The sequence below is a fragment of the Agrobacterium vitis genome (assembly GCF_013426735.1).
GTDB classification, from domain to species: Bacteria; Pseudomonadota; Alphaproteobacteria; order Rhizobiales; family Rhizobiaceae; genus Allorhizobium; species Allorhizobium vitis_D.
Window position 1 is genome coordinate 702,031 of sequence record NZ_AP023272.1, and the last position, 25,508, is coordinate 727,538.

The 25,508-nt window shown below is 58.4% G+C and carries 29 protein-coding genes; 13 read left to right on the plus strand and 16 right to left on the minus strand.

The window, feature by feature from the left end; all coding sequences use genetic code 11:
* Positions 1-19 precede the first annotated feature (19 nt).
* From H1Y61_RS03170 to H1Y61_RS03190, 5 genes are all read right to left on the minus strand, one after another.
* Positions 20-271: a sulfurtransferase TusA family protein gene (locus H1Y61_RS03170; protein WP_041697160.1), complete on the minus strand. Its 252-nt coding sequence runs from the start codon at positions 269-271 to the stop codon at positions 20-22.
* Positions 268-1,584, minus strand: a complete 1,317-nt coding sequence (locus tag H1Y61_RS03175; RefSeq protein WP_174111958.1) for a L,D-transpeptidase family protein — start codon at positions 1,582-1,584, stop codon at positions 268-270. The genes H1Y61_RS03170 and H1Y61_RS03175 overlap by 4 nt, the downstream gene beginning before the upstream one ends.
* 353 nt (positions 1,585-1,937) lie before the next feature.
* On the minus strand, positions 1,938-2,891 hold the full coding sequence (locus H1Y61_RS03180; protein ID WP_174111957.1) for an acetyl-CoA carboxylase carboxyltransferase subunit alpha: 954 nt from the start codon (positions 2,889-2,891) through the stop codon (positions 1,938-1,940).
* A gap of 207 nt (positions 2,892-3,098) precedes the next feature.
* On the minus strand, positions 3,099-4,097 hold the full coding sequence (locus H1Y61_RS03185) for a site-specific tyrosine recombinase XerD (RefSeq protein ID WP_174111956.1): 999 nt from the start codon (positions 4,095-4,097) through the stop codon (positions 3,099-3,101).
* A gap of 42 nt (positions 4,098-4,139) precedes the next feature.
* Positions 4,140-4,292 (minus strand): hypothetical protein, encoded by a 153-nt coding sequence (locus H1Y61_RS03190; RefSeq protein ID WP_015917342.1) that lies wholly within the window; start codon positions 4,290-4,292, stop codon positions 4,140-4,142.
* Positions 4,293-4,638: 346 nt separating this feature from the next.
* Between H1Y61_RS03190 and H1Y61_RS03195 the strand changes: the two genes are divergently transcribed.
* Together H1Y61_RS03195 and aroB are read left to right on the plus strand one after the other, a co-directional pair.
* Positions 4,639-5,232: a shikimate kinase gene (locus H1Y61_RS03195; RefSeq protein WP_180573689.1), complete on the plus strand. Its 594-nt coding sequence runs from the start codon at positions 4,639-4,641 to the stop codon at positions 5,230-5,232.
* A complete protein-coding gene (gene aroB, locus H1Y61_RS03200; RefSeq protein WP_180573690.1) occupies positions 5,229-6,374 on the plus strand; it encodes a 3-dehydroquinate synthase in 1,146 nt (381 codons plus the stop codon). Before H1Y61_RS03195 ends, aroB begins: the two co-directional genes overlap by 4 nt.
* A gap of 3 nt (positions 6,375-6,377) precedes the next feature.
* On the opposite strand, the gene H1Y61_RS03205 is transcribed toward aroB, so the two are convergent.
* On the minus strand, positions 6,378-6,659 hold the full coding sequence (locus H1Y61_RS03205) for a BolA family protein (RefSeq protein ID WP_180574392.1): 282 nt from the start codon (positions 6,657-6,659) through the stop codon (positions 6,378-6,380).
* A gap of 134 nt (positions 6,660-6,793) precedes the next feature.
* Here H1Y61_RS03205 and H1Y61_RS03210 point away from each other — a divergent pair, with 134 nt between their 5' ends.
* The 4 genes from H1Y61_RS03210 to H1Y61_RS03225 all read left to right on the plus strand — a co-directional run bounded on the left by H1Y61_RS03210 (position 6,794) and on the right by H1Y61_RS03225 (position 11,437).
* Positions 6,794-7,420, plus strand: coding sequence for a J domain-containing protein (locus tag H1Y61_RS03210; RefSeq protein ID WP_174111954.1), 627 nt, complete (start codon positions 6,794-6,796; stop codon positions 7,418-7,420).
* A gap of 89 nt (positions 7,421-7,509) precedes the next feature.
* A complete protein-coding gene (gene cobS, locus H1Y61_RS03215) occupies positions 7,510-8,502 on the plus strand; it encodes a cobaltochelatase subunit CobS (protein ID WP_180573691.1) in 993 nt (330 codons plus the stop codon).
* 17 nt (positions 8,503-8,519) lie between these two features.
* Entirely contained in the window at positions 8,520-10,421 is a 1,902-nt protein-coding gene (gene cobT, locus H1Y61_RS03220; protein WP_180573692.1) for a cobaltochelatase subunit CobT, read from the plus strand.
* 38 nt (positions 10,422-10,459) lie between these two features.
* Positions 10,460-11,437 (plus strand): esterase-like activity of phytase family protein, encoded by a 978-nt coding sequence (locus H1Y61_RS03225; protein ID WP_180574393.1) that lies wholly within the window; start codon positions 10,460-10,462, stop codon positions 11,435-11,437.
* Positions 11,438-11,448: 11 nt separating this feature from the next.
* Here H1Y61_RS03225 and H1Y61_RS03230 read toward each other — a convergent pair whose 3' ends face one another.
* Both H1Y61_RS03230 and rpmB read right to left on the minus strand, forming a co-directional pair.
* Positions 11,449-12,081: a queuosine precursor transporter gene (locus H1Y61_RS03230; RefSeq protein WP_015917334.1), complete on the minus strand. Its 633-nt coding sequence runs from the start codon at positions 12,079-12,081 to the stop codon at positions 11,449-11,451.
* A 181-nt stretch (positions 12,082-12,262) separates the two neighbouring features.
* Positions 12,263-12,553 (minus strand): 50S ribosomal protein L28, encoded by a 291-nt coding sequence (gene rpmB, locus H1Y61_RS03235; RefSeq protein WP_015917333.1) that lies wholly within the window; start codon positions 12,551-12,553, stop codon positions 12,263-12,265.
* Positions 12,554-12,776: 223 nt separating this feature from the next.
* Here rpmB and H1Y61_RS03240 point away from each other — a divergent pair, with 223 nt between their 5' ends.
* Positions 12,777-13,577, plus strand: coding sequence for a DUF3108 domain-containing protein (locus H1Y61_RS03240; protein ID WP_180573693.1), 801 nt, complete (start codon positions 12,777-12,779; stop codon positions 13,575-13,577).
* A gap of 26 nt (positions 13,578-13,603) precedes the next feature.
* On the plus strand, positions 13,604-14,488 hold the full coding sequence (yddG, locus tag H1Y61_RS03245) for an aromatic amino acid exporter YddG (RefSeq protein ID WP_180573694.1): 885 nt from the start codon (positions 13,604-13,606) through the stop codon (positions 14,486-14,488).
* Between the two features lie 3 nt (positions 14,489-14,491).
* Here the strand turns inward: yddG and H1Y61_RS03250 are convergent, their stop codons facing one another.
* From H1Y61_RS03250 to gloB, 3 genes are all read right to left on the minus strand, one after another.
* A complete protein-coding gene (locus H1Y61_RS03250) occupies positions 14,492-15,052 on the minus strand; it encodes a cytochrome b (protein WP_197971643.1) in 561 nt (186 codons plus the stop codon).
* Between the two features lie 126 nt (positions 15,053-15,178).
* On the minus strand, positions 15,179-15,610 hold the full coding sequence (locus tag H1Y61_RS03255) for a cupin domain-containing protein (protein ID WP_180573696.1): 432 nt from the start codon (positions 15,608-15,610) through the stop codon (positions 15,179-15,181).
* The gene (gene gloB / locus H1Y61_RS03260) at positions 15,610-16,380 is read right to left on the minus strand and encodes a hydroxyacylglutathione hydrolase (RefSeq protein ID WP_180573697.1); all 771 of its coding nucleotides are present in this window, start codon (positions 16,378-16,380) and stop codon (positions 15,610-15,612) included. The genes H1Y61_RS03255 and gloB overlap by 1 nt, the downstream gene beginning before the upstream one ends.
* 125 nt (positions 16,381-16,505) lie before the next feature.
* Here gloB and H1Y61_RS03265 point away from each other — a divergent pair, with 125 nt between their 5' ends.
* From H1Y61_RS03265 to H1Y61_RS03275, 3 genes are all read left to right on the plus strand, one after another.
* Positions 16,506-17,267: a class I SAM-dependent methyltransferase gene (locus H1Y61_RS03265; protein ID WP_015917327.1), complete on the plus strand. Its 762-nt coding sequence runs from the start codon at positions 16,506-16,508 to the stop codon at positions 17,265-17,267.
* Between the two features lie 71 nt (positions 17,268-17,338).
* Positions 17,339-18,445, plus strand: coding sequence for a histidinol-phosphate transaminase (hisC, locus tag H1Y61_RS03270; RefSeq protein WP_180573698.1), 1,107 nt, complete (start codon positions 17,339-17,341; stop codon positions 18,443-18,445).
* A complete protein-coding gene (locus H1Y61_RS03275) occupies positions 18,445-19,380 on the plus strand; it encodes a prephenate/arogenate dehydrogenase family protein (protein ID WP_180573699.1) in 936 nt (311 codons plus the stop codon). Before hisC ends, H1Y61_RS03275 begins: the two co-directional genes overlap by 1 nt.
* Positions 19,381-19,396: 16 nt before the next feature.
* Here H1Y61_RS03275 and H1Y61_RS03280 read toward each other — a convergent pair whose 3' ends face one another.
* Complete coding sequence (locus tag H1Y61_RS03280) at positions 19,397-20,356, minus strand: DUF2125 domain-containing protein (protein ID WP_235680872.1); 960 nt, start codon at positions 20,354-20,356, stop codon at positions 19,397-19,399.
* A gap of 226 nt (positions 20,357-20,582) precedes the next feature.
* Here H1Y61_RS03280 and H1Y61_RS03285 point away from each other — a divergent pair, with 226 nt between their 5' ends.
* Entirely contained in the window at positions 20,583-21,122 is a 540-nt protein-coding gene (locus tag H1Y61_RS03285) for a gamma-glutamylcyclotransferase (protein ID WP_015917323.1), read from the plus strand.
* Here H1Y61_RS03285 and H1Y61_RS03290 read toward each other — a convergent pair.
* From H1Y61_RS03290 to ftsE, 4 genes are all read right to left on the minus strand, one after another.
* Positions 21,117-21,920, minus strand: coding sequence for a lysophospholipid acyltransferase family protein (locus H1Y61_RS03290; RefSeq protein WP_180573701.1), 804 nt, complete (start codon positions 21,918-21,920; stop codon positions 21,117-21,119). The genes H1Y61_RS03285 and H1Y61_RS03290 overlap by 6 nt on opposite strands.
* A gap of 79 nt (positions 21,921-21,999) precedes the next feature.
* A complete protein-coding gene (locus H1Y61_RS03295; RefSeq protein ID WP_235680821.1) occupies positions 22,000-22,710 on the minus strand; it encodes a YdcF family protein in 711 nt (236 codons plus the stop codon).
* A 73-nt stretch (positions 22,711-22,783) separates the two neighbouring features.
* Positions 22,784-23,734: a cell division protein FtsX gene (locus H1Y61_RS03300; protein WP_015917320.1), complete on the minus strand. Its 951-nt coding sequence runs from the start codon at positions 23,732-23,734 to the stop codon at positions 22,784-22,786.
* Positions 23,735-23,852: 118 nt separating this feature from the next.
* The gene (ftsE, locus tag H1Y61_RS03305) at positions 23,853-24,512 is read right to left on the minus strand and encodes a cell division ATP-binding protein FtsE (RefSeq protein ID WP_041697140.1); all 660 of its coding nucleotides are present in this window, start codon (positions 24,510-24,512) and stop codon (positions 23,853-23,855) included.
* Positions 24,513-24,793: 281 nt separating this feature from the next.
* Here ftsE and H1Y61_RS03310 point away from each other — a divergent pair, with 281 nt between their 5' ends.
* Positions 24,794-25,483: a hypothetical protein gene (locus H1Y61_RS03310; protein WP_180573703.1), complete on the plus strand. Its 690-nt coding sequence runs from the start codon at positions 24,794-24,796 to the stop codon at positions 25,481-25,483.
* The last annotated feature ends 25 nt before the right edge of the window (positions 25,484-25,508 follow it).

A 25,508-nucleotide genomic window follows, 5' to 3' on the forward strand; every position in this document is an offset into this window, starting at 1 on the left:
GGTTATCTCGGACGCTGCTTTATCGGGTGGGCATCTGATCCGGTTTGCCGATCACAAAACGGTGGCCGGTCGCGGATCTCTCGCTGGACAGCAGGATATATCCGTCTTCCCGGCAGAAATGCGGGATATCGATAATCGCCAGGGGATCGGTGGTTTCGACAATGAGCCGGCTACCGACCGCCATCCCAGACAGACGTTTTCGCGATTTTAGCACGGGAAGCGGGCATTTCAGCCCTTTGAGGTCCAGGATGTCTTCCGGCTCCGGGGTCACCGGGCGGCCCAGAATTTCCAGAAGGGTTTCGCCGCTGGCTCAGAGGCCGCATCCATGGCCACCATGCTGGCCTGCGGCGGCGCGACCGGGTTCGGCACGGGAACCGGGCCGGTGGCCGGGAGTGCGACGGTTGCCGTCTGCGTTGGGTCGATGTTGGCCGGAGCACCAGAACTCATAGTGCTTGCTGTCTGCGGATCGCTTGGCGCGCCATAGCGACCGGTCTTGGCGGAATTGTCCAGCGATGCGAACAGCGGGGCGGCTGTCGCTGCGGTTTTGCGTGGGCTGATGACCGGATTGGCGGGGTCGGCGACCTCGGACAATTTCAACAGCTTGCCAGCCTTCAGCGCCGAGCCTGTCGGCGCATAGGCCAGGTCGCGGCCTTTCTTCAGGTCGGCAACCAGAGCCTTGCGTTCGGCTTCGCTCGGATCGTACCAGACCTTGTCCTCATACTTCTTCATGGCCTTGGCATAGTCGCGGCTATAGGCTGAATTATAGGAGGCAAGCGCCGCAGACAGTTGCGGTGGTGTGCTCATCGGTGGGCAGGCACCAGCCGGGTTCAGGCTTTTGCCTGCTTCGACCTGCTGGTTGAAGACATATTTCTTGTCGCAAACCCCAACCTGCGGCGGTTGTTTGGTGACTTCGAACTGGTCGTAGCCAGCCTTCAGCATCTGCCAGAAAGGCATGTGGGTGCTGTAGCGATGCCGGGCCATGTTTTCGGCGGTCATGCGGAACGGAAAGGCTTGCAATTGCACGGTCTGCTGGCCGCCGCGAAAGGCATCGCGGGCAAAGGCATAGATTTCCAGGATCTGGGCATCCGTCATCGAATAGCAGCCGGAGGACGAGCAGGCCCCATGGATCATCAGATTGGTGCCGTTGCGATTGTTGACGGCATCATACTTGTTGGGAAAACCGGTATTGATCGCCAGATAATATTTTGAATAAGGATTGAGATTGGCGGGCGTCAGGGCATAGAATCCCTCCGGCGCCTGCCGGTCGCCTTCCTTCTCTTTCGGTCCCAGTTTCCCGGACCACGCACAAATCTGGTAGTCGGCAATTTTCTCGAAACGCCCGTCAGTCTTGGCTTTCCAGATTTCCAGAACGCCTTCTTCCTTGAAAATCCGGATGGCGATCGGCGAGTTTCGCTCCATGCCCTTCGCCTTCAGCGAGGCGAGGATTTCAGGTGGCAGCGGCTGCTCTACCTTGTTGGACACATTGGCCGGCATCTTCTTTTCGCTGACGCTATCCAAGGTGTCGTTGCACCCTGCCAGAAGCAGGGCGGTGGCGATCAGCAGGGCGGCGTTTGAAAGGCGCATTGTCGAGCTCAACTGGGTCTCATTGGGGCGGAGGCATTCTTTCAGGACAAGGATGCGTGAGCATGTCCTTATCATGGAACGACGAAGCATTGATCATTCAGGCGGGACCATATCAAGTCGGAGCCTGTCGATCCAGTCTCGATCCTTGCCCGAATATGGTTTCTAAAGTGTGAACGGGCACTGATTGCCCATTCCACGCTTTGCCTTAATTGCCAAGGCTTTTGTCGTTCACAACACCTAATACCGACAGTCCATGGTTATGACTGTCGGTATAAGGCCCGATTGAAACATTTATGGGGCAAATCACCGGCTGCATCGCATGCCGATGCAAAAGGAGTTGTACTCGGGGCGGTTTACAGGTTGCGACCGATATCGAGGAATTTCTGGCGCCGCGCCGCGCGCAGCTCTGCCCCGCTTTGGCCCGACATATCCTTCAGCGCCGCCGCGATGGTTTCTCCCGTGCGGTCGATCACTGTCTCGGGGTTGCGATGGGCGCCGCCAACCGGTTCGAGAATGATGTCGTCGATAATGCCGAAACCCTTCAGGTCTTCCGCCGTGATCTTCATATTGGTGGCGGCTTCCTTGGCGCGCGTGCTGTCGCGCCATAGAATCGAGGCCGCACCCTCAGGCGAAATCACCGAATAGATGGCGTGTTGCAGCATATAGACGCGGTTGCCGGTGGCAATGGCAATGGCGCCGCCGGAGCCGCCTTCGCCGATGACGACGGATATCAACGGGGCTTTCAGGTTAAGGCACATTTCCGTCGAGCGGGCGATGGCTTCGGCCTGGCCGCGCTCTTCCGCACCGACACCGGGATAGGCGCCAGCGGTATCGACCAGCGAAATCACCGGCAGACCAAAACGGTCGGCCATTTCCATGACGCGGATCGCCTTGCGATATCCTTCAGGCCGGGGGCTGCCGAAATTGTGCTTCAGGCGCGATTTGGTGTCGCTGCCTTTTTCCTGGCCGATAATGGCCACCGGTATACCCCGGAAACGGGCCAAGCCAGCCTGGATGGCTGCGTCCTCGGCAAATTTGCGGTCGCCGGCCAGCGGCGTGAAGTCGGTAAACAGGCGTGAGGCGTAATCGACGAAATGCGGACGCTGCGGATGGCGGGCGACCTGGGTTTTTTGCCAGGCATTCAGCTTGGAATAAATCTCTTCCATGGCTTCGCGCACGCGGACTTCCAGACGACCGATCTCTTCCGAGGTGTCGATGCTTTCATCCTCGCTCTTCAGCTTCTTCAACTCGTGAATCTTGCCTTCGAGGTCGGAAATAGGCTTTTCGAAATCGAGATAGTTGATCATCAGGTCCGTTCCGATCCGTTACTCTATCCTGCTTTACGATGTTGGCTGAGCGGCGGCCATCGTAATCTCTGACTATATGCCTGATCTCACCACCCATCCTTGATGGTGTGAAACCGTAAATGTCTTCGCAATGCTTGGCCGCATGTCTGTCTTGCAGACAATTTGCGTGCCAACCCAAGGGGCTTAGCACATCGCCTAGCCGGGCTTCTAATCGTGGTTTTTCCTATGTTTTGCAAGAGGGTGATGTGTCTCAACCAGAATCTGGAGCCTTTCTTCGAGCACATGCGTGTAGATTTGCGTCGTCGAAATGTCGCTATGTCCCAGTAATTCCTGCACAACACGCAGATCCGCGCCGTTTTCGAGCAAATGGCTGGCAAAGGCATGCCTGAGCACATGCGGCGACACCGCATCGCCGCTGAGACCGGCGCGAATGGCCAGATCCTTCAATTCCCGCGCGAAAACCTGCCTGGGCAGATAGCCTTCGCGGCTGGCGGCTGGAAACAGGAAGCCAATGCCCGATGATTTTCCCAGTTTCGACTCTGTTTGTTTCGACGCTGTTTTTTTCGAGGGTGGTTTTTCTGCCTGTTCGATTTCCTTGGCCTGCGCGTAAACCTGCATTGCGGCGATGGCCGAGCGCGACAGCGGTACCAGCCGTTCCTTGTTACCCTTGCCGCGGATCACCAGGAACCGGCCCTCCTGCGCAAGCACATTGGCCGGAAGTGAGACCAGTTCGCTGACACGCATGCCCGTCGCATAGAGGAGCTCCAGCAGCGCCAGGCGCCGCAGCCTTTGCAGGCGGTCTGGGCCTTCCAACGCCGCCTCGGCCTGGGCCAGGGATAGGAGCTTGTCGACATCGGCAATCGACAGGGTCTTGGGCAGAGGCCGACCCTTTTTCGGGGTATCGAGGATCGATGTCGGGTCGTCACCGCGCAGTCCCTCGGCATAGAGAAACTTGTAGAATTGCCGAAGCGCCGACAGACGGCGGGCCTGGGAGGAGGCTTCGAAACCGCGATGGCCAAGATCGGCCAGATAGGCGGAGAGGTCGTCGCTGGTGGCGGCCATGACGCTGACTTTGCGCGTGGCCAGAAAGCCATGCAGATCTTCCAGATCCCGTTCATAGGAAGAGAGCGTGTTGCCCGCCGCACCGCGCTCGGCGCTCATCATCTCAAGGAAAGCTTCAATGCGGGCGTGGCCGAGATCAACCATGGATGCTGTCGTTTCTATTGTTTGGTGTCTGTGCCATCACCGTTATGGCTGCTGCGGCTTGATTTGCGCGGCGGGAATGGTTGCGGTGATCTCCCGCTGGCCTGGTTCCACGAAGATGACCAGAGCCCACATCGCCGCATAGATCATGGCCGCCACAGTGGCAATGACGAACAGGAAGCGGAACAAGGTGGGCATGATGACGGCCTCCTGCCTTAAAAGGCATGGTGTACAGTGCCGTGCTTCCCAGAAGAAGCAGTCGAGTTTGCTGTAACACTTTGGGTTCTCTGGGTGTCGTTTATCTCTTCGGGAAAGAACTGTTTTGCTTTTCCCTCAGTGCAACACACATCAGCAATATCGGCTGGAGCCGTTCCTGTTTCAAGATGGAACGTGGCAGCTTCTGCCAGATAATGCCCTAAACCCCTGGCACTTAAGGGAGGTCAAGTGGCATGGAGGTGATTGTTTCTTGCTGGCATGCGCGGCAAGTGCTTGACGTGGCCCCGGCATTTGTCAATAGGGTGGTAAACCTGTTGCGAAAAGGCTGATGACCCACTCGATGCCCCATGCTGTTCTACCTCTTGCTGAGCGTGCCCGCTCGGTGCTCGGGCGTCGAAACCTGATTTTCGTCGGCCTGATGGGGGCTGGAAAATCCGCGATCGGGCGTCTCGTGGCCCAGCAATTGAACCTGCCGTTCATCGATACCGATACCGAGATCGAGCGTGTGTCGCGTATGACGATCAGCGAATTGTTCGCAGCCTATGGCGAGGCGGAATTCCGGGCGCTGGAAACCCGGGTGATCCGGCGGCTGCTCAGGTCCGGGCCGAAAGTCGTCTCGACCGGCGGCGGGGCCTTTATCAATGACAGGACCCGCAGGCAGATCGAGCGTGGTGGCATTTCCATCTGGCTGAAAGCCGATCTGGATGTGCTCTGGGAGCGGGTCAACAAGCGCGATCATCGCCCGCTGTTGAAAACCGAAGACCCGAAACAGACGCTGGAAAAGCTGATGCTGGAGCGCTACCCGATCTACCAGCGTGCCGATATTACCGTATTGTCGCGCGATGGGCGCAAGGAAGCCATTTCCGCTGAGGTGATGGATGCGGTGATCGCCTATATCAGCAAAGGCAGGAGCAAGCGATGAGTACAGATCAGGCATCCGAACGTCCCGAATCCTCAGAGCGCCTAGTCCATGTACCTCTTGGTGAGCGCGCCTATGATATCCTGATCGGCGATGGCCTGATCGGGCGGGCGGGCGGTGAGATTTCCACCCGTATTAAGGGCCGCAAGGCAGCCATCATCACCGACGAGAATGTTGGTGCACTCTACCATGGGCCGCTGATGGACAGCTTGGAGGCCGACGGAATCGACACCGTGTCGCTGACCCTTCCCGCCGGTGAAAAGACCAAGAGTTTCGACCACCTGACCAAGGTTTGCGACGTGCTGCTGGAAGCGCGCATCGAACGAAATGATGTGGTGATCGCGCTTGGCGGCGGCGTTATCGGTGATCTCACAGGCTTTGCGGCGGGCATCGTCCGGCGCGGGGTGCGGTTCGTGCAGATCCCGACCTCGCTTTTGTCGCAGGTCGATAGCTCCGTCGGTGGCAAGACCGGTATCAATGCCAGGCAGGGCAAGAATCTGGTTGGCATTTTCAACCAGCCGGATCTGGTTCTGGCTGACACCGCAGTGCTGAATACGTTGAGCGAACGGGAATTTCGCGCCGGCTATGCCGAAGTGGCGAAATATGGCTTGATCGACAAGCCGGAGTTTTTTGATTGGCTGGAGCGCAATTGGCGCGAGGTGTTTGCCGGTGGAGCGGCTCGCACGCAGGCAATTGCGCTGTCCTGCCAGGCCAAGGCCGATGTGGTCGTGGCGGACGAGCGTGAACATGGCCGCCGGGCTCTGCTCAATCTTGGCCACACCTTCGGCCACGCGCTGGAGGCGGCCACGGGCTATGATAGCCGCCGCCTTGTGCATGGGGAAGGCGTTGCCATTGGCATGGTACTGGCCCATGAATTTTCGGCCCGACTCAATCTGGCCAGCCCTGACGATGCAAAGCGGGTCGAGCGCCATTTGAAAGAGGTTGGACTACCCACCCGGATCGCTGAAATTCCTGGCGATATGCCGCCCGCCGAAGAGCTGATGAAGGCCATAGCTCAGGATAAGAAGGTCAAGGGGGGTCAACTGACATTCATTCTTACCCACGGTATCGGACAGTCTTTCGTCGCCGATGATGTGCCGTCTTCGGAAGTGCTGGGCTTTCTGAACGAAAATCTGCCCGGCTGATCTCTACCAGCGTGTGGCCTCGCCAGGGGCTGATGGTTCGATGGCCAGCGCATGCAGGCCGGCATCCAGTTCTGGCTTTAACAGGTCGGTGACAGCCCGGTGTCGGGCCAGGCGGCTGAGGCCGGTAAAACTGCCTGAGATGATGCGCACCCGCATATGGGTTTCTCCAGTGCCGGTCATATCCGGTTGATGGCCGGCATGGTGGTGGCTTTCATCGATCACCAGCAGGCGCTCGGGCTTGAAGGCCTGTGTCAATTTCTGCTCTATCATCTGGCGAAGTGACATCTGGTGGCTCTGCATGCGATGGCGTCCAATTCTGCTGACCAATTCGGGCGTTTTGAGAAAAGCCTCCAAATGGCCAAGAACAATATGATTTGTCAATTCTTGTTGTGAGATGGGGAAAGCCTCATAATTTGCCAATGAAACTCGACTCAAAATATTTCGACAAGATCAGAACGCGCCGCAAGAAGGATGCGGAACCGGAACCGCCTGTCACCACGTGCCAGTGGGATGGCTGCGAGCGACCGGGCGTGCACCGTGCGCCTGTCGGACGCAATGCTGAAGGCCAGTTTTTCCTGTTCTGCTTCGAGCATGTGAAGGAATATAACAAGGGTTACAATTACTTCTCCGGCCTTTCCGACAGCGAGATTGCCCGCTACCAGAAGGAGGCGATCACCGGTCATCGCCCGACCTGGACGGTTGGCGTCAACAAGGCCGCCAAGGGATCACCCATTCACTCCACCCAACGCTCCGGCTCGGCCACGGCGCAGGCGCGGATGAGGGACCCTTTCGGCTTTGTCTCGCAAGGGCGCGGCAATGCGTCGCGGTTCGAGCCGCAGGCGCGGAAATTGAAGACGCTGGAAGCAAAAGCCTTCGATGCCCTGGGCTTGACGGGCGCTGCCACCGCACAAGATATCAAGAGGCGCTATAAAGAGCTTGTCAAAAAACATCATCCAGATGCAAATGGCGGAGACAGAGGTTCTGAAGAGCGTTTTCGGGCTGTTATTCAGGCCTATCAATTGTTAAAGCAGGCGGGTTTCTGTTAATCGAAGACTATATCCGATTGCGTATGCGACCTGATTGTATGCGACCTTGATTGTATGCGCTGGGAGATGCCGCCCGGCTTGGAGAGACGATGAGCAAAATTGACCTTGATATCGCCAACCTGCCCGACACGACAGTTTCCGTCCGGGAGGTGTTCGGCATCGACAGCGACATTCGCGTGCCTGCCTATTCGAAGGGCGATGCCTATGTGCCGGATCTCGATCCCGACTATCTGTTCGACCGGGAAACCACGCTGGCCATCCTTGCCGGTTTTGCTCACAACCGCCGCGTCATGGTGTCCGGCTTTCACGGCACGGGCAAATCCACCCATATCGAGCAGGTCGCTGCCCGGCTGAACTGGCCCTGCGTGCGCGTCAACCTCGACAGCCATGTCAGCCGTATCGACCTGGTCGGCAAGGATGCCATTGTCCTGAAGGACGGCAAGCAGATCACCGAATTCAAGGACGGCATTCTGCCCTGGGCCTATCAACACAATGTGGCGCTAGTGTTCGACGAGTATGATGCCGGTCGCCCGGACGTGATGTTCGTTATCCAGCGGGTGCTGGAATCCTCTGGCCGCCTGACCCTGCTCGACCAGAGCCGCGTCATTCGTCCACACCCCGCTTTCCGGCTGTTTGCGACGGCCAATACGGTTGGGCTTGGCGACACGACCGGCCTTTATCACGGTACCCAGCAGATCAATCAGGCGCAGATGGACCGCTGGTCGATCGTCACCACGCTGAACTATCTGCCGCATCAAAAGGAAGTCGATATCGTCCTGGCCAAGGTCAAGGGCTTTGCCGCCACCCAGAACGGTCCGGATAATGTGGCCAAGATGGTGCGGCTGGCCGATCTGACCCGGTCTGCCTTCATCAATGGCGATCTTTCGACCGTCATGAGCCCGCGTACCGTGATCACCTGGGCGGAAAATGCCGAGATCTTCGGTGATATCGGCTTTGCCTTCCGCGTCACCTTCCTCAACAAATGTGACGAACTGGAACGGACCCTGGTGGCCGAGCAATACCAGCGCGCCTTTGGCATTGAACTCAAGGAAAGTGCTGCCAATATCGTTCTTGGCGCCTGAAAAGAGACTTAAGGAACATGGCAGGTCGCGGCGATAATTCCCAGGCGAAACCCGGCACGGCGGTCGATACCGAACCGTTGCGCCGGGCGATTACCGGCTGCGTGCGCTCGATTGCCGGCGATGCCAATGTCGAAGTGGCTTTTGCCAATGATCGTCCGGGCATTGCCGGCGAGCGGATTCGCCTGCCGGAAATTTCCAAGCGACCAACCGCCCACGAACTGGCGGTGACGCGGGGTCTTGGCGATTCCATGGCGCTACGGCTCGCCTGCCATGACCAGAAAGTTCATGCCTCCATGGCGCCGGAAGGGCAGGATGCTCGTTCGGTATTCGATGCGGTCGAACAGGCCCGGGTGGAATCGATCGGTGCCTTGCGGATGACGGGTGTTGCCGCCAATCTGAAATCGATGACCTCGGAAAAATATGCCAAGGCCAATTTTTCCGGCATCGAGCGGCGCGAGGATGCTCCCCTGTCGGAAGCGGTGGCGATGATGGTCCGTGAGGCGCTGACCGGTCAGAAGCCACCGGAAAGTGCTGGTAAGGTGCTGGATCTGTGGCGCTCCTTCATCGAGGAAAAGGCCAGCAGTGATTTTTCCAATCTCTCCAATGTGATCGAGGACCAGCAGGCCTTTGCCCGCGTCGTGCGGCATATGCTGTCGTCCATGGAAATGGCCGAGGATTTCGGCGAGGACCCGGAACAGGCCGAGCAGGAAGAGACCTCAGAAGAAGACCAGCAGCGCAGCGGCGAGGAAGAGCAGGAAAATTCCGAGGAGGATGCCGGCTCTGAAAGCGCGCCCGCTGATGAAAGCGAATCTGCCGAAGAGCAGATGGACGATGGCGAGATGGACGGCGCCGAAATTTCCGATGACGATATGTCAGAGGAAGGCGACGAGGACAGCGAAACTCCCGGTGAAATGCGCCGTCCGGCCAGCCCGTTCGATGATTTCAATGAAAAGGTTGATTACAAAGTCTTTACCGAGGCCTTCGATGAGGAAACCTCGGCGGAAGAACTTTGCGACGAAACCGAACTGGATCGGTTGCGCGCCTTTCTCGACAAGCAGCTTGCCCATCTCCAAGGCGCGGTCGGTCGGCTGGCCAACCGGTTGCAGCGCCGGTTGATGGCGCAGCAGAACCGGTCCTGGGATTTCGATCTGGAAGAAGGCTATCTCGATCCGGCCCGTTTGACCCGGCTGATTATCGATCCGATGCAGCCGCTGTCGTTTAAGCGGGAAAAGGACACCCAGTTCCGCGATACGGTGGTGACGCTGGTGATCGACAATTCCGGCTCGATGCGCGGCCGTCCGATTACCGTTGCCGCCACCTGCGCCGATATTCTGGCCCGCACGCTGGAGCGCTGCGGCGTCAAGGTGGAAATCCTTGGCTTTACCACCAAGGCCTGGAAGGGCGGCCAGAGCCGCGAGCAATGGCTGGCCAGCGGCAAGCCGCCAACGCCAGGCCGTCTCAACGACCTGCGCCATATCGTCTATAAATCGGCGGATGCGCCGTGGCGGCGGGCGAGGCGTAATCTTGGCCTGATGATGCGCGAAGGCCTGCTCAAAGAAAATATCGACGGCGAAGCGCTGATCTGGGCGCATAACCGGCTGTTGGCGCGGCGCGAGCAGCGCAAGATCATGATGATGATTTCCGATGGTGCGCCGGTGGACGATTCGACCTTGTCGGTCAATCCCGGCAATTATCTGGAACGGCATTTGCGCGCTGTGATCGAGCAGATCGAAACCCGGTCTCCGGTCGAATTGCTGGCCATCGGCATCGGCCATGACGTCACCCGCTACTATCGCCGTGCCGTGACCATTGTCGATGCGGATGAATTGGCAGGTGCGATGACCGAGCAATTGGCTGGCCTCTTCGAAGACAAGCCCACTAAGGGTGCCCGTGGCGGTTCGTTCCGCCGCGCCAGCTGAGTGCGCGTGATCCGTTGCTAATCACCTCCCGCAAAGCCTTGGCCGCCTTCTGCTGCGCCTCCGCACTGCTTTTGGCAGCATCTCAGGCCGTTGGTGAGTCTGCGGCGGTGAGTAGCCGCAAAATTGAATATTTCAATCCGGCCTCGGACCAGACCGTGTTCGGCAAGCTGGAATTTCTCGGAGGGCTGGACCTTACATCCTCAGACAGTCTGTTCGGCGCCTGGTCTTCAATCCGGTTTCGACCGGATGGTAAGCGTTTCATCGGTGTGCTGGACACCGGCCACTGGATTTCCGGCGAAATCAAACGGGATGAAAAGGGACGCCTTTCCGGTATAGATGGTGTGTCGTTGGCTCCGATGTTGGACCGCGAAGGCCGCAGCAATGCGCCGAAACGGGCGATGGATGCCGAGAGCCTGGCGATCCGTGGCGACACGATCTATGTCGGCTTTGAGCAACGCCATCGGATCGATCAATACCCACTCGACGGATTTGAAACGGCCAAGCCGGAAAAAAGCCTGCCTTTGCCTTTTCCCAAGACGGTCCTGAAGAGCAATCGCAGCCTGGAAATGCTGACAGCATCGCCCGCTCAAGGACCGCTTGCCGGTGGCCTGGTGACGATCACCGAGGAGAGCCTGGACGCCAAGGGTAATCTCTATGCTGGCGTGGTCGATGGTCCGCATCCGGGCGGCTTCAAGCTGGTGCGCCGTGAGGATTTTGACGTCACGGACGGCGCATGGCTGCCGGATGGTGATCTGCTGCTCTTGGAGCGGCGGTTCCGGTTTCCCAGTGGGCTGGGGATGCGCATCGTGCGCGTCAAGGGCGACAGCATCAAGCCGGGCGCGTTGGTGGATGGTGAGATCATGCTCGAGGCCGATCAAACCTTCCAGATCGACAACATGGAAGGCCTGGATGTGGTGGACATGGGCAATGGCGACCTTCGCCTGATCCTGGTCTCTGACGACAACCACTTCATGTTGCAACGGACGCTGATGCTGGAGTTCCGGCTGCTACCGTAAAGCAGTTGGGGTCAAGCCCGCGCAACTTGGTAGGGCTTTAGCCTGTTCATCAATGCCCCATAGGGCAAAAGCATGATCAGGCCAACCAGCATTTTCACGGTAAAATCACCGATGGCCCAGGAGATCCAGCGCGGGATTTCAGGGGAAAACGCGCCAAGCAACGGCGCTGAGCTGATAGCAAAATCATCATTCGGGCCGATGAAGCCAAAGACCGGCGCAAAGGACAGCGAGAAGAAAATCACCGTATCGAGTACCGAGCCGAACAGTGAACCGGCCAGCGGTGCTTTCCACCAGTCCTGCTGACGCAGCCGGTTGAAGACGCTAATATCAAGCAATTGTCCGACCAGATAGGCAGTGCCCGAGGCAATGGCGATGCGTGGCTGCCCGGTGACAAAGGATAGCGCCACGCCCACCAGAAAGCCCACGAACACCACTTTGCGGGCCGTGGAGGGGCCGAATTGGCGATTGGTGAGATCCGTGACCAGAAAGGCGACCGGATAGGTGAAGGCACCATAGGTCAAGAGGTCGCCGAGCTGCACGCCCGCCAATTGCCCCGACAGCGGAAACTGCACGAGGATGTTGGAGGCGACCACAACCAGGGTCATGAGTAGGCTGTAGACGAAGATGTGCCGTGTGATCCGCATTTTTTTATCCTGGGAGATGCCACCAGCTATAGCTCAGCCCACACGCGGACTGGCCATAACAAGAAAGGGTCGATATTTGCCGCTATGCCAAAGACTTTGGTAAGAAACGGCGCAAGCGAAAAGGCTCGAACGTTTTACCGTTCAAGCCCATTCGTTATGTCAGTGCTGTGGCTGCCTGATATCAGGCGGCGACGGCGGTCTTCTTGACGATCTGGCGGCGCAGCAGACGAGCGCGCATGCTCAGTTCGGTTTCATTTGCCTTCAAAAGGAAGGCATCCAGGCCACCGCGATGCTCGACGGAACGAAGAGCAGCAGCAGAGACGCGCAGACGGTAGCGCTGGCCGAGGGCATCGGAAATCAGCGTAACGTCGCACAGGTTCGGAAGGAACTTGCGGCGGGTCTTGTTGTTGGCATGGCTTACATTATTACCCGACTGGACGCCCTTGCCGGTCAATTCGCAACTGCGGGACATGATGCACCTATTCTTATTGGCAGTCAGAGAGCTTTCCGGGCAATAACCCAGGGCGCAATCCAACGCGGTCTGATTGGAAAGTTGCGGTTCTATAGTCAGCTGAAGCCGCCCCGTCAAGACAAACCTTGGCAAAAGGGCGGATTTATCGACGCTTCGGCTATGGTCTTGCCATAGTGAACGTCATAAATGAAGGGGTAACAGACATTGGAGCCATGGTGTCGCAATGGGTTTTAAGCTTGTTCGTAAACTGTCTTTTCTGCTGGTCGCCCCTGTCGTGCTTGGTGCTACGCTGGTCTGCGCCAGCGGTTCTGCCTTTGCAGGCGAGACCTATCGCAATGAATACCGCGTCACCCTGCTTGGTCTGCCCGTCGCCCGGGCGACCTTCGTTACCGAGGTGACACGCCCCGGCTACACCATTACCGGCACGATTTCGTCGGCGGGCATTGCCAATGTCTTCACCAGTCTCGATGCAAAGACCAAGGTGACGGGACAGGTGGCCGATGACAAGCATTTGCAGGCCAGCAATTACAATCTGGTCTATACGCGCGGCAAACGGACGCGGGTCTATGACGTGCGCTATGCGGGCGGCAATGTCGTCTCCACGACCATCACTCCTCAACCGAACCGCAGCAAGGACCGCTGGATACCGGTGAGTGCCGGGGATCTGCGCGCCGTGCTCGATCCGGTCGGTGGGCTGACCTTACCCGACGATGGCAAGATCTGCTCCCGGACCCTGCCGATTTTCGATGGTGAAAGCCGGTTGGATCTGGTGATGTCGCCAAAGGGCAAGAACAAGTTTACCGCCGGGAATGTGTCGGGTGAGGCGATTGTCTGTTCCGTGCGCTATGTGCCGAAATCCGGCTTTAACAAGGGCCGTAGCGATATCGAATATCTGCGCAGCGCCAACGATATGGAAATCTGGTTTGCCAAGACCGGAACCATGACCTTATATGCCCCTGTTTATGCGCGGGTGCCAACGCGGGTGGGAACGCTGTCGATCACAGCGACCCGGTTTGGCGCCTGATCAGCACTAAAATAATTGAGGGGCGGATGAAGGTTCGGGCAACGCTGATCGGGTTTTCGGCCATCCTGATGTGGTCTTTTCTGGCGCTGTTTACGGCAGCGTCCGGCACCATGCCGCCCTTCCAGCTCTCGACCATCTGCTTTGCCATCGGCAGTCTTCCCGGCATTGCCACCTTCATTGTCCGCCCGGAGCGGCTGACATTGCTGAAACAGCCGGCTAAGGTCTGGTTGGTTGGGATTGCCGGCCTGTTCGGTTATCATTTCCTCTACTTCACGGCGCTGAGAAATGCTCCGGCCGTGGAAGCCGGGTTGATTGCCTATCTCTGGCCGCTGTTGATCGTGTTTGGATCGGCGCTGCTGCCGGGGGAGCGGCTGCGCTGGTATCATATGGCGGGTGCGATTGCCGGGCTATGCGGCACCGTGCTGATCATCGGTAAAAACGGTCTGTCCTTCGATCCAGCCTATGCGATGGGCTATGGCGCGGCCCTGCTCTGCGCCTTGACCTGGTCCAGCTACTCGCTGGTCACGCGCCGGTTCGATGCGGTCTCCACCGATGTGGTGACAGGCTTCTGCCTCGCCACGGCAATGTTGTCGCTGCTCTGCCACCTCTGGCTCGAAACGTCCGTCTGGCCGGATAGCGCCAGCCAGTGGCTTGCTGTAGCGGGTCTTGGGCTGTTGCCGGTCGGTGCAGCCTTTTACGCCTGGGATTACGGCGTCAAGAACGGCGATATCCAGATCCTGGGGGCAGCGTCCTATGCCGCCCCGCTGCTATCGACGCTGGTGCTGCTGGTTTTCGGTTTTGGTGAGGCAAACCTACGCATTCTTGGTGCTTGCGTGCTGATCACGGGCGGCGCGGCGCTAGCTGCAAGCGGCATGTTTCGCCGCAAGACAGCCATCGAAGACGCGGCTTGACGGTTACCTGCCGGGCATCATCTTCATCAACACGCCATCTTTCAGCACGGCATGATGGAAAATAGCCGCAGCTGCATGCAGCGTGGCCGTGCCGATGATGATCCAGGCGAGGAGAGAATGCATGTCACCGAGCAGATGGCGATAATCCGGCGATATACCGATGAGATCGGGAATGGAAAACAGCCCGAAGAAATCAACCGGTTTGCCTTGCGACCAGCGCCATAGAAAGCCGAGAGAAATTTGCGCGGCAAGCCCGAAATAGAGCAGATAATGCACCGCCTTGCCCATCAGGCCCAAAACGCCTTTTTCGGCCTCCGGCAGGGTTTTGAGACTGGCGATCCGCCAGACAAGCCGCAGCACAAAAACAGCGAAAAGCGTGATGCCAGCACCATAATGCAGCGCTTTCAGGCCATTGCGCACAGCACCGCCTTTTTCCGTAAATTCCCAGATTTCCGCCGAGAAAAACAGGGTGAGCACCAGCAGCGCTGTTGCCCAATGCAGCCAGATCATGCCGCTATTGTAACGCGTGCCGCGCGATTCGATCACATTAAGAGGTATATTCATCGTCATGTCGCCACTCCAAAAAATCGGATTTTGCAGCGCAACAAATCGGTTCATGCTGACATGGGCCTGAAGCACATTGGGGCCTGAAGCATATGGGGGCCTGAAGCATAACAGTATGCCAGGTTATCAAAGAGGCTGACCTGGCTCCCAGCCCGGAGGGGCCATTTCGAAAGCGTCGAAAGTAAAGCCCGGTGCGACCGTGCAGCCAACCAGTGTGTACTCCCCAAGGCTTTCCGCGGCCTGCCAGCTAAGCGCTGGGATGATGGCCTGGGGTCGCTCGCCGCGCACAAGGTCTGTACCTAGAACCAAGGTTTCCACGGATTGTCCGTCATTCGAACGGTAACGCGCCAGCGGGGCGCCAGCATAATAATGCCAGATTTCAGCCGCGTCCTTGACCCGATGCCAATGGGAGCGTTGTCCCGCTTGCAGCAGATAGTAGATGGCCGTGGAATGGCCACGCTGACCTCCTTTACCGTCGCGGAAGGTTTCGCTGTACCAGCCGCCTTCCGGGTGGGGCTGCATGGCCAGCGCTGCGATGATCTCATCGGCATCGGCCATCAGAAATTGTCCTTGCGCTTGCGGATCTCGGCAAAAACCTCTTCATTGCTCTTGCTTTCCATCACCAGGTTGCGGCGGATTTTTGGATCGGCCACCCGCAGGAACGGATTGGTTTCCTTTTCCAGAGACATGGTGGTGGGAATGGTGAACTGCCCTTGCGCGCGCATCGCCTCGATGTCGCGGGCGCGGGCTTGAAGCCGCTCATTGTCCGGGTCGATAGTCAGGGCGAAACGGGCGTTGGACAGTGTGTATTCGTGGCCGAAATAAATAGCGGTTTCATCCGGCAGCACGGCCAGCTTTTGCAGGGAATGCCACATGTCGGCAGCCGGCCGTTCGAAAAGCCGTCCGCAGCCGAGCGCAAATAGTGTGTCGGCGGCAAACAGCAGTTTGGCGTCTGGAAAATGATAGCAGACATGGCCTGCCGTGTGGCCCGGCGTTTCGATCACCTGAACCCGGTGCGGTCCGAATAAAAACTCTTCCCCATCATAGGCAGACCGGTCCAGACCGGGAATGGCGACCGCTTCGTTGACCGGGCCGATGATTTCACAGCCATATCGTTGCTTCAGCGCCAGATTGGCCTCGACATGGTCATTGTGGTGATGGGTGGTGAAGATATGGCTGATCTTCCAGCCGCGTTTTTCGGCAGCCGCCACGATCGGGCCTTCCTCCGGCGCATCGATGGATGCGGTCAGGCCGGTTTCAGGGCAATGGACCAGCACACCGTAATTGTCGGTGCGGCACGGGAAGATTTCGATATCCGGGCTTTTCATCGGGGTGACCCTTTGCTTGGCGGTGGCGATTACAGGGGCTGGGCAGTGGCGATTGCAGGGCGATTTAAGGAGAATCTAGTGCCTGGGGCCTTGATGTCCAACAGCCTGCTGCTAACAATTGTGCCATGCATGTGGATATAGTCGATCTTCGTCAGTTCTATCACACCATGCTTGGCCATGCTGCCGAGCAATCCATTACCATGGCGCTGTCGTCGCTCTGGGCGCGGCTGCCGGAAGAGCGGCTGGTGGGGCTGGGCTATTCGGTGCCGTATCTGGATCGGTTTCGGGCCGATACCGAGCGGACATTCGCCTTCATGCCAGCGGGGCAGGGGGCGGTGAACTGGCCGCCGGGCGAGCTTTCCGCCACCTCCCTGGTGTTTGACGAGGAATTGCCACTGCCCGACAGTTCCATCGACCGGGTTTTGATGGTCCATTCCCTGGAATTTGCCGAGAATCCGCGCGAGACGCTCAAGGAAATCTGGCGGGTTCTGGCACCGGGCGGGCGGTTGGTTATGGTTGTGCCCAATCGCCGTGGGGTCTGGGCGCGGATGGAGCATACGCCTTTTGGCTCCGGTCGCCCCTATTCTCGGGGCCAGTTGACGGCGCTGCTGCGCGAGACCAATTTTACCCCCGGAGCCAGCACCGAGGCATTGTTTTTCCCTCCATCGAAGCTCAGAACCATGTTGAAAATGCATAGTGCCTTCGAGCGCTTCGGTCGCATGCTGTCACCGGCTTTTGCCGGCGTTATTGTTGTCGAGGCGCAAAAGCGGCTCTATCAGGGCCTGCCCGTTGCCATGCGCGCGTCGCGCCGGGTATTTGCTCCGGTTTTGAGCCCGCAGGGCGTGCCAACCACACGCCAGACCCTCTTGCCGCCCTCGACAAAATAGAGGTTCCGGGCTACTTGCGTAAATTGTTTGAACCGGATCAGGTTCAAGGTCAGAATCAGGAAATCGCGTCAATGAGCAGCACCATGAACCAGCCCGTTCCACGCCCGGGGATCCTCGATATTGCCGCCTATGTTCCCGGTAAGGAACATGCCCCTGGCGTTGCGAAAGTGTTCAAGCTCTCATCGAACGAGACGCCGCTGGGACCAAGCCCGAAGGCCATCGAGGCATTTAAGGCGGGTGCTGCCAATCTGGAGCTTTATCCCGATGGCCAGGCTGTGAAGCTGCGGGAGGCGATTGCCAGTGCGCACGGGCTGAACCCGGCCAATATTCTCTGCGGCAATGGTTCGGACGAATTGCTCGGCCTGCTCTGCCATGTCTACCTGGGCACGGGCGACGAGGCTGTTATCACCGAGCATGGTTTCCTGGTCTACCGTATTCAGATCATGGCGGCAGGTGCCACGCCGGTCACGGTCAAGGAGCAGGATTGCCGCGTCGATGTCGATGCCATTCTTGCGGCAGTGACCGACAAGACGCGGATGGTGTTCATCGCCAATCCTGGCAACCCGACGGGGACCTATGTGCCGGGTGCCGATATTCGCCGTCTGGTCGCTGGTTTGCCGAAACATGTGCTGCTGGTGCTGGATGCGGCCTATGCCGAATATGTTCGCCGTAACGATTACGAAGCCGGGCTGGAAATCGTTTCTGAAAACCGCAATGTGGTGATGACCCGCACCTTCTCTAAAATCCACGGGCTGGCAGCGCTGCGGATCGGCTGGATGTATGGTCCGGCTGCCATTCTCGATGCCCTGAACCGGGTGCGCGGACCGTTCAACATGAATGCCCCGGCGATTTCGGCGGGGGCTGCTGCCATTCTTGACCGTGATTTTGCCGATAAGGCTGTGGATTTCAATCTCGAGTGGCTGGACCGGTTGACGGAAGCCTTCGAGGGGATCGGCTTGAAGGTTACGCCGTCGGTCACCAATTTCCTGCTCATCCATTTTCCCGATGTTGATGGCAAGCGGGCGCCGGAGGCCGATGACTTCCTGACCAGCCGTGGCTACATCCTGCGGGCGGTCAAGGGCTATGGCTTTGCCAATGCCCTGCGCATGTCAATCGGCACGCCGGAGGCCAATCTTGGCGTGATGGATGCCCTGACCGAATTTATGGGCAAGCCGTGATGGCCAGCATTCAGTTTGACCGGATTGCCCTGATCGGCATCGGCCTGATCGGCTCTTCCATTGCCCGTGACGTGCGTGCGCTTGGCCTGGCGCGTGAGATCGTCGTCTCAACCCGCTCGGTGGATACCTTGCGGCGAGCCGAGGAATTGCAGCTTGGGGATCGCTATACGACGTCGGCTGCCGAGGCGGTTGCAGGGGCCGATCTGGTGATCGTTTCTGTACCGGTCGGGGCGTCCGAAGCGGTGGCCATCCAGATTGCGTCGCATCTTGCGCCGGGCGCTATCGTCACAGACGTGGGGTCCACCAAAGCTTCGGTCATTGCGCAAATGGCACCGCATATGCCGGATCATGTGCATTTCATTCCGGGCCATCCGCTGGCTGGCACGGAGAAATCTGGCCCCGATGCCGGTTTTGTCGGGCTATTCAATGGACGCTGGTGCATTTTCACACCGCTGGAGAATACGGATCAGCAGGCGATAGACCGGCTCAAGCGTTTTTGGGAAGCACTGGGCTCGCGCGTCGATGAAATGGACCCCCAGCACCATGACAAGGTATTGGCGATCGTTTCGCATCTTCCCCATATCATCGCCTATAATATCGTCGGCACCGCGGATGATCTCGAAGCGGTGACGGAATCGGAAGTCATCAAATATTCCGCCTCCGGTTTTCGCGATTTTACCCGTCTGGCGGCGTCCGATCCCACCATGTGGCGCGATGTCTGCTTGCACAACAAGGACGCCATTCTGGAAATGCTGGCGCGGTTTTCAGAAGACCTTGCCTATCTGCAAAGGGCGATCCGTTGGGGGGAGGGCGATAAACTGTTCGAACTGTTCACCCGCACCCGCACCATACGCCGCTCGATCATCGATGCGGGCCAGGATGTGGACGTGCCGGATTTCGGCCGTCATGGGCTGGATGGCAAGACGAACGCATAGGTCGTTCGCCGCCGGTTCAGATTGGTGGGATGTTGCCAAGCGGAATGAAGCCCAGCACCACGACGCCATTGGTGATCTGAAGGGTCACCTGGCCCTGGTTCTGGCCGAGGAAGACCGCTTTCAAACCCTTGGCAGCCATCCGGGCGATGTCCTTGGTTTCGGGATAGGCGGCAATCACCAGGTCGCGCCAGGCATCGACCTTGCCAATTTCCAGCTTGAGCGTGCCATTGGCAAGGCCGGCATTATCGATGGAAATCGGTCCGCTGGCGGTGATCGTCCTGCCTTGGCCCATATCGATCTGCAGATTGCGGATGTCGGCGCTTAGACCCCGCAATTCTATGGGTTCAGGATGTTCGATATCGAGGGCGCTTGCTTGGCCAAGTAATTTCACGTCCAACTGTGCGGCCATGGGCGGCAGATCGGGGTTACGGTCGTCCTGGCCAAAATCCATGTCAGTCAGACGGGCGGTTCCCACGAGGTCTTCGCCATCGCGTTGCAGCCGCGTCCGGCTCTCAGTGGCGTCGATCCTCAGAACCCGACCGGAGAGTGCATCGGTCAGGTTGGCCTGCAATTTCTGGATCACGCTTGCTGACGAATCGACGCCGTTCATGCCCAGTGACAAGGTGGAGCGAAAGCTGTCCCACTGAAAAGCACCGGCAAGCCCGGTGGAGGTTTGCAGAATGGCAGGCCCGTCGATTTCCCATTTGATTCTGCCGGGCCGGAAAATTTCGGCCGATGACCGGAAAGCGCCTGATGAGCCGGTAATACCGTTGCGGCTGTCGTTGACCGATACTTTGGTGCAATTCAATCCGATATGCAGCGGAAAACCGCTCATCCGCATTCCCGGGCAATCGAGGGCAGAGGCCAGCGGATTATCGCCATCAAAGGCATGTTCGAGTTTCGTCGTGGCGTAATTGGCAGCGGCGAACCAGCCTGCGGTGTAGAGGATACCGAGCAGGACAAGGACAATGCCCACCAAGAGAACTGGCGATCTCTTCCGTGGTCTCTTCGTCCGGCTGGACATGGCCATGCGCTTCTCCAATTGTCTTCCATTTTGCCCAGCGGTCACTGAAGCGACTTTTGAGTCATCAGAGCCCAGCACCGGTTATCAGTGCAAAGACTGCTGTAAAAATTCATTTCTGCTGGATAATTTCAACCCGAACCTATCAGAATTCGAGAATGAGACAGCAGGAGCGAGCATTATGACGTGCGATATGGACGAATTTTGGGTGTTTGGCTACGGATCTTTGATGTGGAATCCCGGCTTTGTCCATGAAGAACGGCAGGGTGCCAGGGCCCACGGGTTTCGCCGCTCCCTTTGTGTTCGATCTTTCGTGCATCGTGGCACCGAACAGACGCCCGGTCTGGTTCTGGGGCTGGATCGCGGCGGTTCCTGCCACGGTGTGGCGTTTCGCGTCAGTCCATCGGCATGGACGCAAACGCTGGACTATTTGCGAGCGCGGGAACTGGTGACGATGGTCTATCAGGAAAGAACGTTGCGGTTGCAACTCTCCGATGGGCGACGGGTGCTTGGCGTTGGTTATGTGGTGGACCGAAACCACCGTCAATATGCGGGAGCGATTACCGTTGAGGAGGCGGTACAGGTTACCGCGCAGGCCAGCGGCCAGTCGGGTGATAACCGGGCCTATGTAGAAAATACCGTGGAACACCTGCGCAGCATAGGCATCCGTGATCATTGGCTGGAACACGTGGTCAAGGGACTGAACAAACCGACGCTATGACGGGTTCTTGGCCTGTTCCTGCGCTCTCATGGTTTCAAGACGGTGTTTGGCGGTCGGCGGCATGGGGAGATCCGGATTGGTCTGGGCGGCCTCCAGCAGCAGTGCATCGCTGGCCGTCTCCAGCTGGTGGGTCAATGTTTCAAAAAATGCATCGGGCTTCATTCCCGGCTGGATGGGGGGAAGGATACGAATCTTGTAATGCCCGGGATAGCGCATCAGGCTGCGCCGCGGCCAGAACAGACCGGCATGCATGGCAACCGGCACGACCGGCACTTTGAGATCGCGGTAAAGCCGGGCGATGCCGAATTTATATTCAGGGTCGGCGCCGGGCGGGCGTCTTGTCCCCTCGGGATAGATGACCAATTGACGGCCGTTGCGCACTTCCACGGCGGCACGCTGCATGACCTTGACCATTTCCTTGCCCCGCCCACCGCGATTGACCGGGATCATGTTCTGCTTGGCGGCATACCAGCCGAAAAACGGAATCCACATCAATTCCCGCTTGAGGATATAGACCGGATCGTCCAGCCAGGGCAGAAGCGCATAAGTATCCCAGAAGGATTGGTGCTTTGGCGCGAGGATGTAGCCGGAGTGCGGGATATTCTCCAGGCCTTCAATTTCGAATGTCGTGCCGACCACGGTTTTCATCAGCCAATGACTGAATCGCGCCCATGTCTTGGGGACGGAATAGGCTATTTTGCGTGGCAAGATGAAATAGATCGGCGCGGCCAAGACCATCCAGAGGATCAGGCAGGCATAGAACAGCACGTTGAAAACATGGGACCGCAAAGCAAGCATGAAGATATTCCGCAGACAGATGGCCCTGCCTATACGAATTTTCCAATAAGAGGAAGATGGTTCGACATCGCAGGTCCGACTAGCTTTGGGAGGATTGCTGAGATGTATTGCCTGGGGTGCGAAGCCCCTGCCAATTGTCCCAGCCGCCGAGATCGCGGGTATAGGCAATGAGGATCTTGGCGTATTCCGACATCAGCGTACGCAGCGCATTGGGATCGGCATACCAGGCCCTGGTGCGCAAATCGGCGGTGACGACTGGATAGGGAATAAACTGGGTTTCATGATCTGTACGGCGCAATTCCATCAAGCTGCGGCGCATATGGTAATTGCTGGTGACGACCAGAACCGAGGAAAAGCCCTTGTCGTGGATCCACTGGGCGGTTTCATTGGCATTGCCGATGGTGTCGATGGCGCGGTAGCCCATATCCACACAGCAGGCAAACAGATCGGGTGAGGCTTGCGTCATTTTGCGGATTGTCGCGGGCGAAGTCGATGGATGGACCCCGGAAATCAACAGTCGCCGTCCCGATCCCTTGCGCAACAGGTCTACAGCCTGGTCGATGCGCTGATAGCCACCCGTCAGCACGACGATGGCGTCAGCCTTGGGCTCAGCAGGCGGCATCATCGCTGTGACGTCATCGGCAAAATGCAGAAAGCCAGCGACAAGACAGGCCATCAACAGGAGAATGGCGTAGCCTCCATAGCGAAGCAGGCGGCGCAGCGGTGCCTGCCGATGGAATAGTTTGGCGGGCCGGCTGCCTCGATCCTTATCAGGGTCTGCTTGGCGCATTATCATTGCTCGTGGGTCATGGGACTGCATCGAGGATGCTGGTGCATCCTCGCATCGAGGACGTATAAAAAGATCATTCGGGTGGCAACCCGCCACTGCGGCTAGGGTCGGACCTGATCTGGTCGATTTCATAGATGGCACGCATCACAGTCAACCTGGCCGTGACCGTTGTCAGCAGAGCAATAACGATCATCGTGGCGAAAATACCGAGATAGCCGGTAAAGCCGATTTCGAACCGGCCAAACATGGCGGTGGCCTGATCGGCTTGCGGTGTGGCGAGCGTATTGTCCTGCCAGATGCTGGCCAGTGCGAACAGGCCGGCTGCGGCAAGCCCGCCAGCAGCGGAGCCCTTCAGGCTGATCTTCAGAAAATGCTTCTGGAATTCCCGTGCCACGAACAGGCTTTCGGCACCGACGAAATGCAGGACCTCGATAATATGCCGATTGCCGGACAAGGCGCCGCGCGTTGCAAAAATCACCGTCAGCACCATGGCGGTAAACACCAGGATCAGCAGGCCAAAGCCAATCAGCACCGTGGTGCGGGCCATCGATACCAGGCGGTCCACCCAGGTGCGGTGATCATCAAGGGAGGCCTGGGGGATCTGCGAGGTCAGAAGGTCGCGCATGGCGGCGAAGTCAGGCGGATTGTTCTCGTCAATGGTGATAATGACCAGCCGAGGCACCGGGAGGTCGTTGATATCCAGTCCGGTGCCGAGCCAGGGCTCCAGCAGGCGGGCCGTTGCGGCCTCATCGACGATCTGTCCGGTCTTGGTGCCGACGAAGGTCAGCGCCAGGTCCTTGGCTTTCGTCAAGGCCTCATCCATGTTGACAGTGTCGTCCGGCTTGATCTGGATCGTTACCTCGCGGGAGATCTGGCTTTGCCAACTCGCTGCCGTTCCGCGTATCATCGACACCGCTCCAAGCGTCAGGCAGGCGAGGAACGCCATAATAGCGATCACCACCATCAGCGCATTGCCCTGGATGTTGGAGGGTGGCAGGATGGGGCCGGTTGGGCGCACCTGCATCTCCACCCGCCTTTGTGCCTTGGCCCGCTCCGGCGGTGGGGTCTTGGTCGGTGGCGGGGTCTTGGCCAGCGGTGGGCTCAGGGGTATTTTTTTCGGCTGCGGCGGCGGGGATTTGCGGTCATTCATAAATATCGAGCCGCCCTTCAGTCAGGATCATCCGCCGCGCATCGACCTGATCCATCAGGGTCAGGTCATGGGTGGCGATCACCACGGCGGTGCCCAGCCGGTTCAACTCCAGAAACAGGCTGAGCAGACGGCGCGCCATGGGCGGATCGACATTGCCGGTCGGCTCGTCGGCCAGCAGCACTTCGGGCCGGTCGATCAGGGCTCTGGCAATCGCAACGCGCTGCTTTTCCCCGCCCGACAGGATGGGCGGCAACACGTTGATGCGCTCGCCCAGCCCCACCCATTTCAACAGTTCTAGTACATCCTGCTTATAGCTCGCCTCGTCCTTGCCGCGAACCCGCAGCGGCAATGCGACATTTTCATAGGTCGTCAGGTGGTCGAGCAATTGGAAATCCTGGAAGACGATGCCGACCCGGCGGCGCAGCAAAGGCAATTCATCGCGTGGAATCTGGGTAATATCACGACCGAAACTGCGAATCAGGCCACGCGTCGGTTTCAGCGACATGAACAGCAGGCGCAAAAGCGTGGTCTTGCCAGCCCCCGACGGCCCGGTCAGGAACTGGAAGGAGCGCTTTGGGATGTCAAAGGTCAGGTCGCGGAGGATTTCAGGCCCCATCCCATATCGCAGGCCGACATTTTCGAAGTGGATCAATGGATAAACCCGGGCTTGAGCCTGTTGACGACTGCTCAGTTCTTAACGGTTCCGGTTACCATTTGGTAAACGCCGCGATGTTACGGCGCCAATCCGGCGATTTTTTACAAATCATTAACCATTCGAATTTACGACTTGAAAGGATAGGTTTCAATGCCCCTTCGTATTCTATCGCATCTGGCTGGTGCGAAGCTTTCGATCAAGGGTGCTTCATCTGTTTCAATCAAGCCGGGATCGGGGTCACATTTTCCGATATCCGGACTTGCTCTGGCGAGGGTTCCATGAACGCATTCCGTTTTCGGCCTAAATATGTCGAGCCCGATATCGATCTCCTGCCGCCCGAGCGGCCCTATCGGCCCATGCCGCGTCCCGGCTTTCGGCTGGCTGAGAATGTGAGCGATGCGAAATTCGTCACGGTCGGTGATCCCGTCGGCGCGCTTCGCAGCCGAATCCAGGCGGAAATCAAGACCCCATACCGGCCACAGGCACCAGCACCGCAGGGCGTGCTGCACTCTATCGTCAATCATGTTGTCGGGCATGTCGTTCGGTTGGAAAATCGCCTTGGGCAGCTATCGGAACGGTCTTTCACCTCGTTGATTGCATCCCTTGCCGTGCTGATGTTTTTCAGCGCCGGTGGCTTTTGCCTGATTGGCGGCACCGAGGCGGTCCCGGCCCGAAACCCTCTCGACATAACCCATGTCAGCCTGACACCGCAAACTGCTGGCGGCATGCCGGTCCTGCTGGTCAACGCGATTGTTGAGAATCATGCCGCGACGACGCAGGCCCTGCCGGATATCCGGGCGGATCTCTATTCGGAGGGTCGCCTCATTGCCTCCACGCTGATTACCCCGCCCGCACCGGAAATCGGTGTCGGCCATAGCCGCGGCATCGCGGCCCGGCTGCGCCATCCCGGTGGAAAAAACCCGGAACTCAAGCTTTCCTTTGCACCTAAGGATGCCTCGCAATCCTGATTGTGCTATCGGCAGGGTGAAAGAA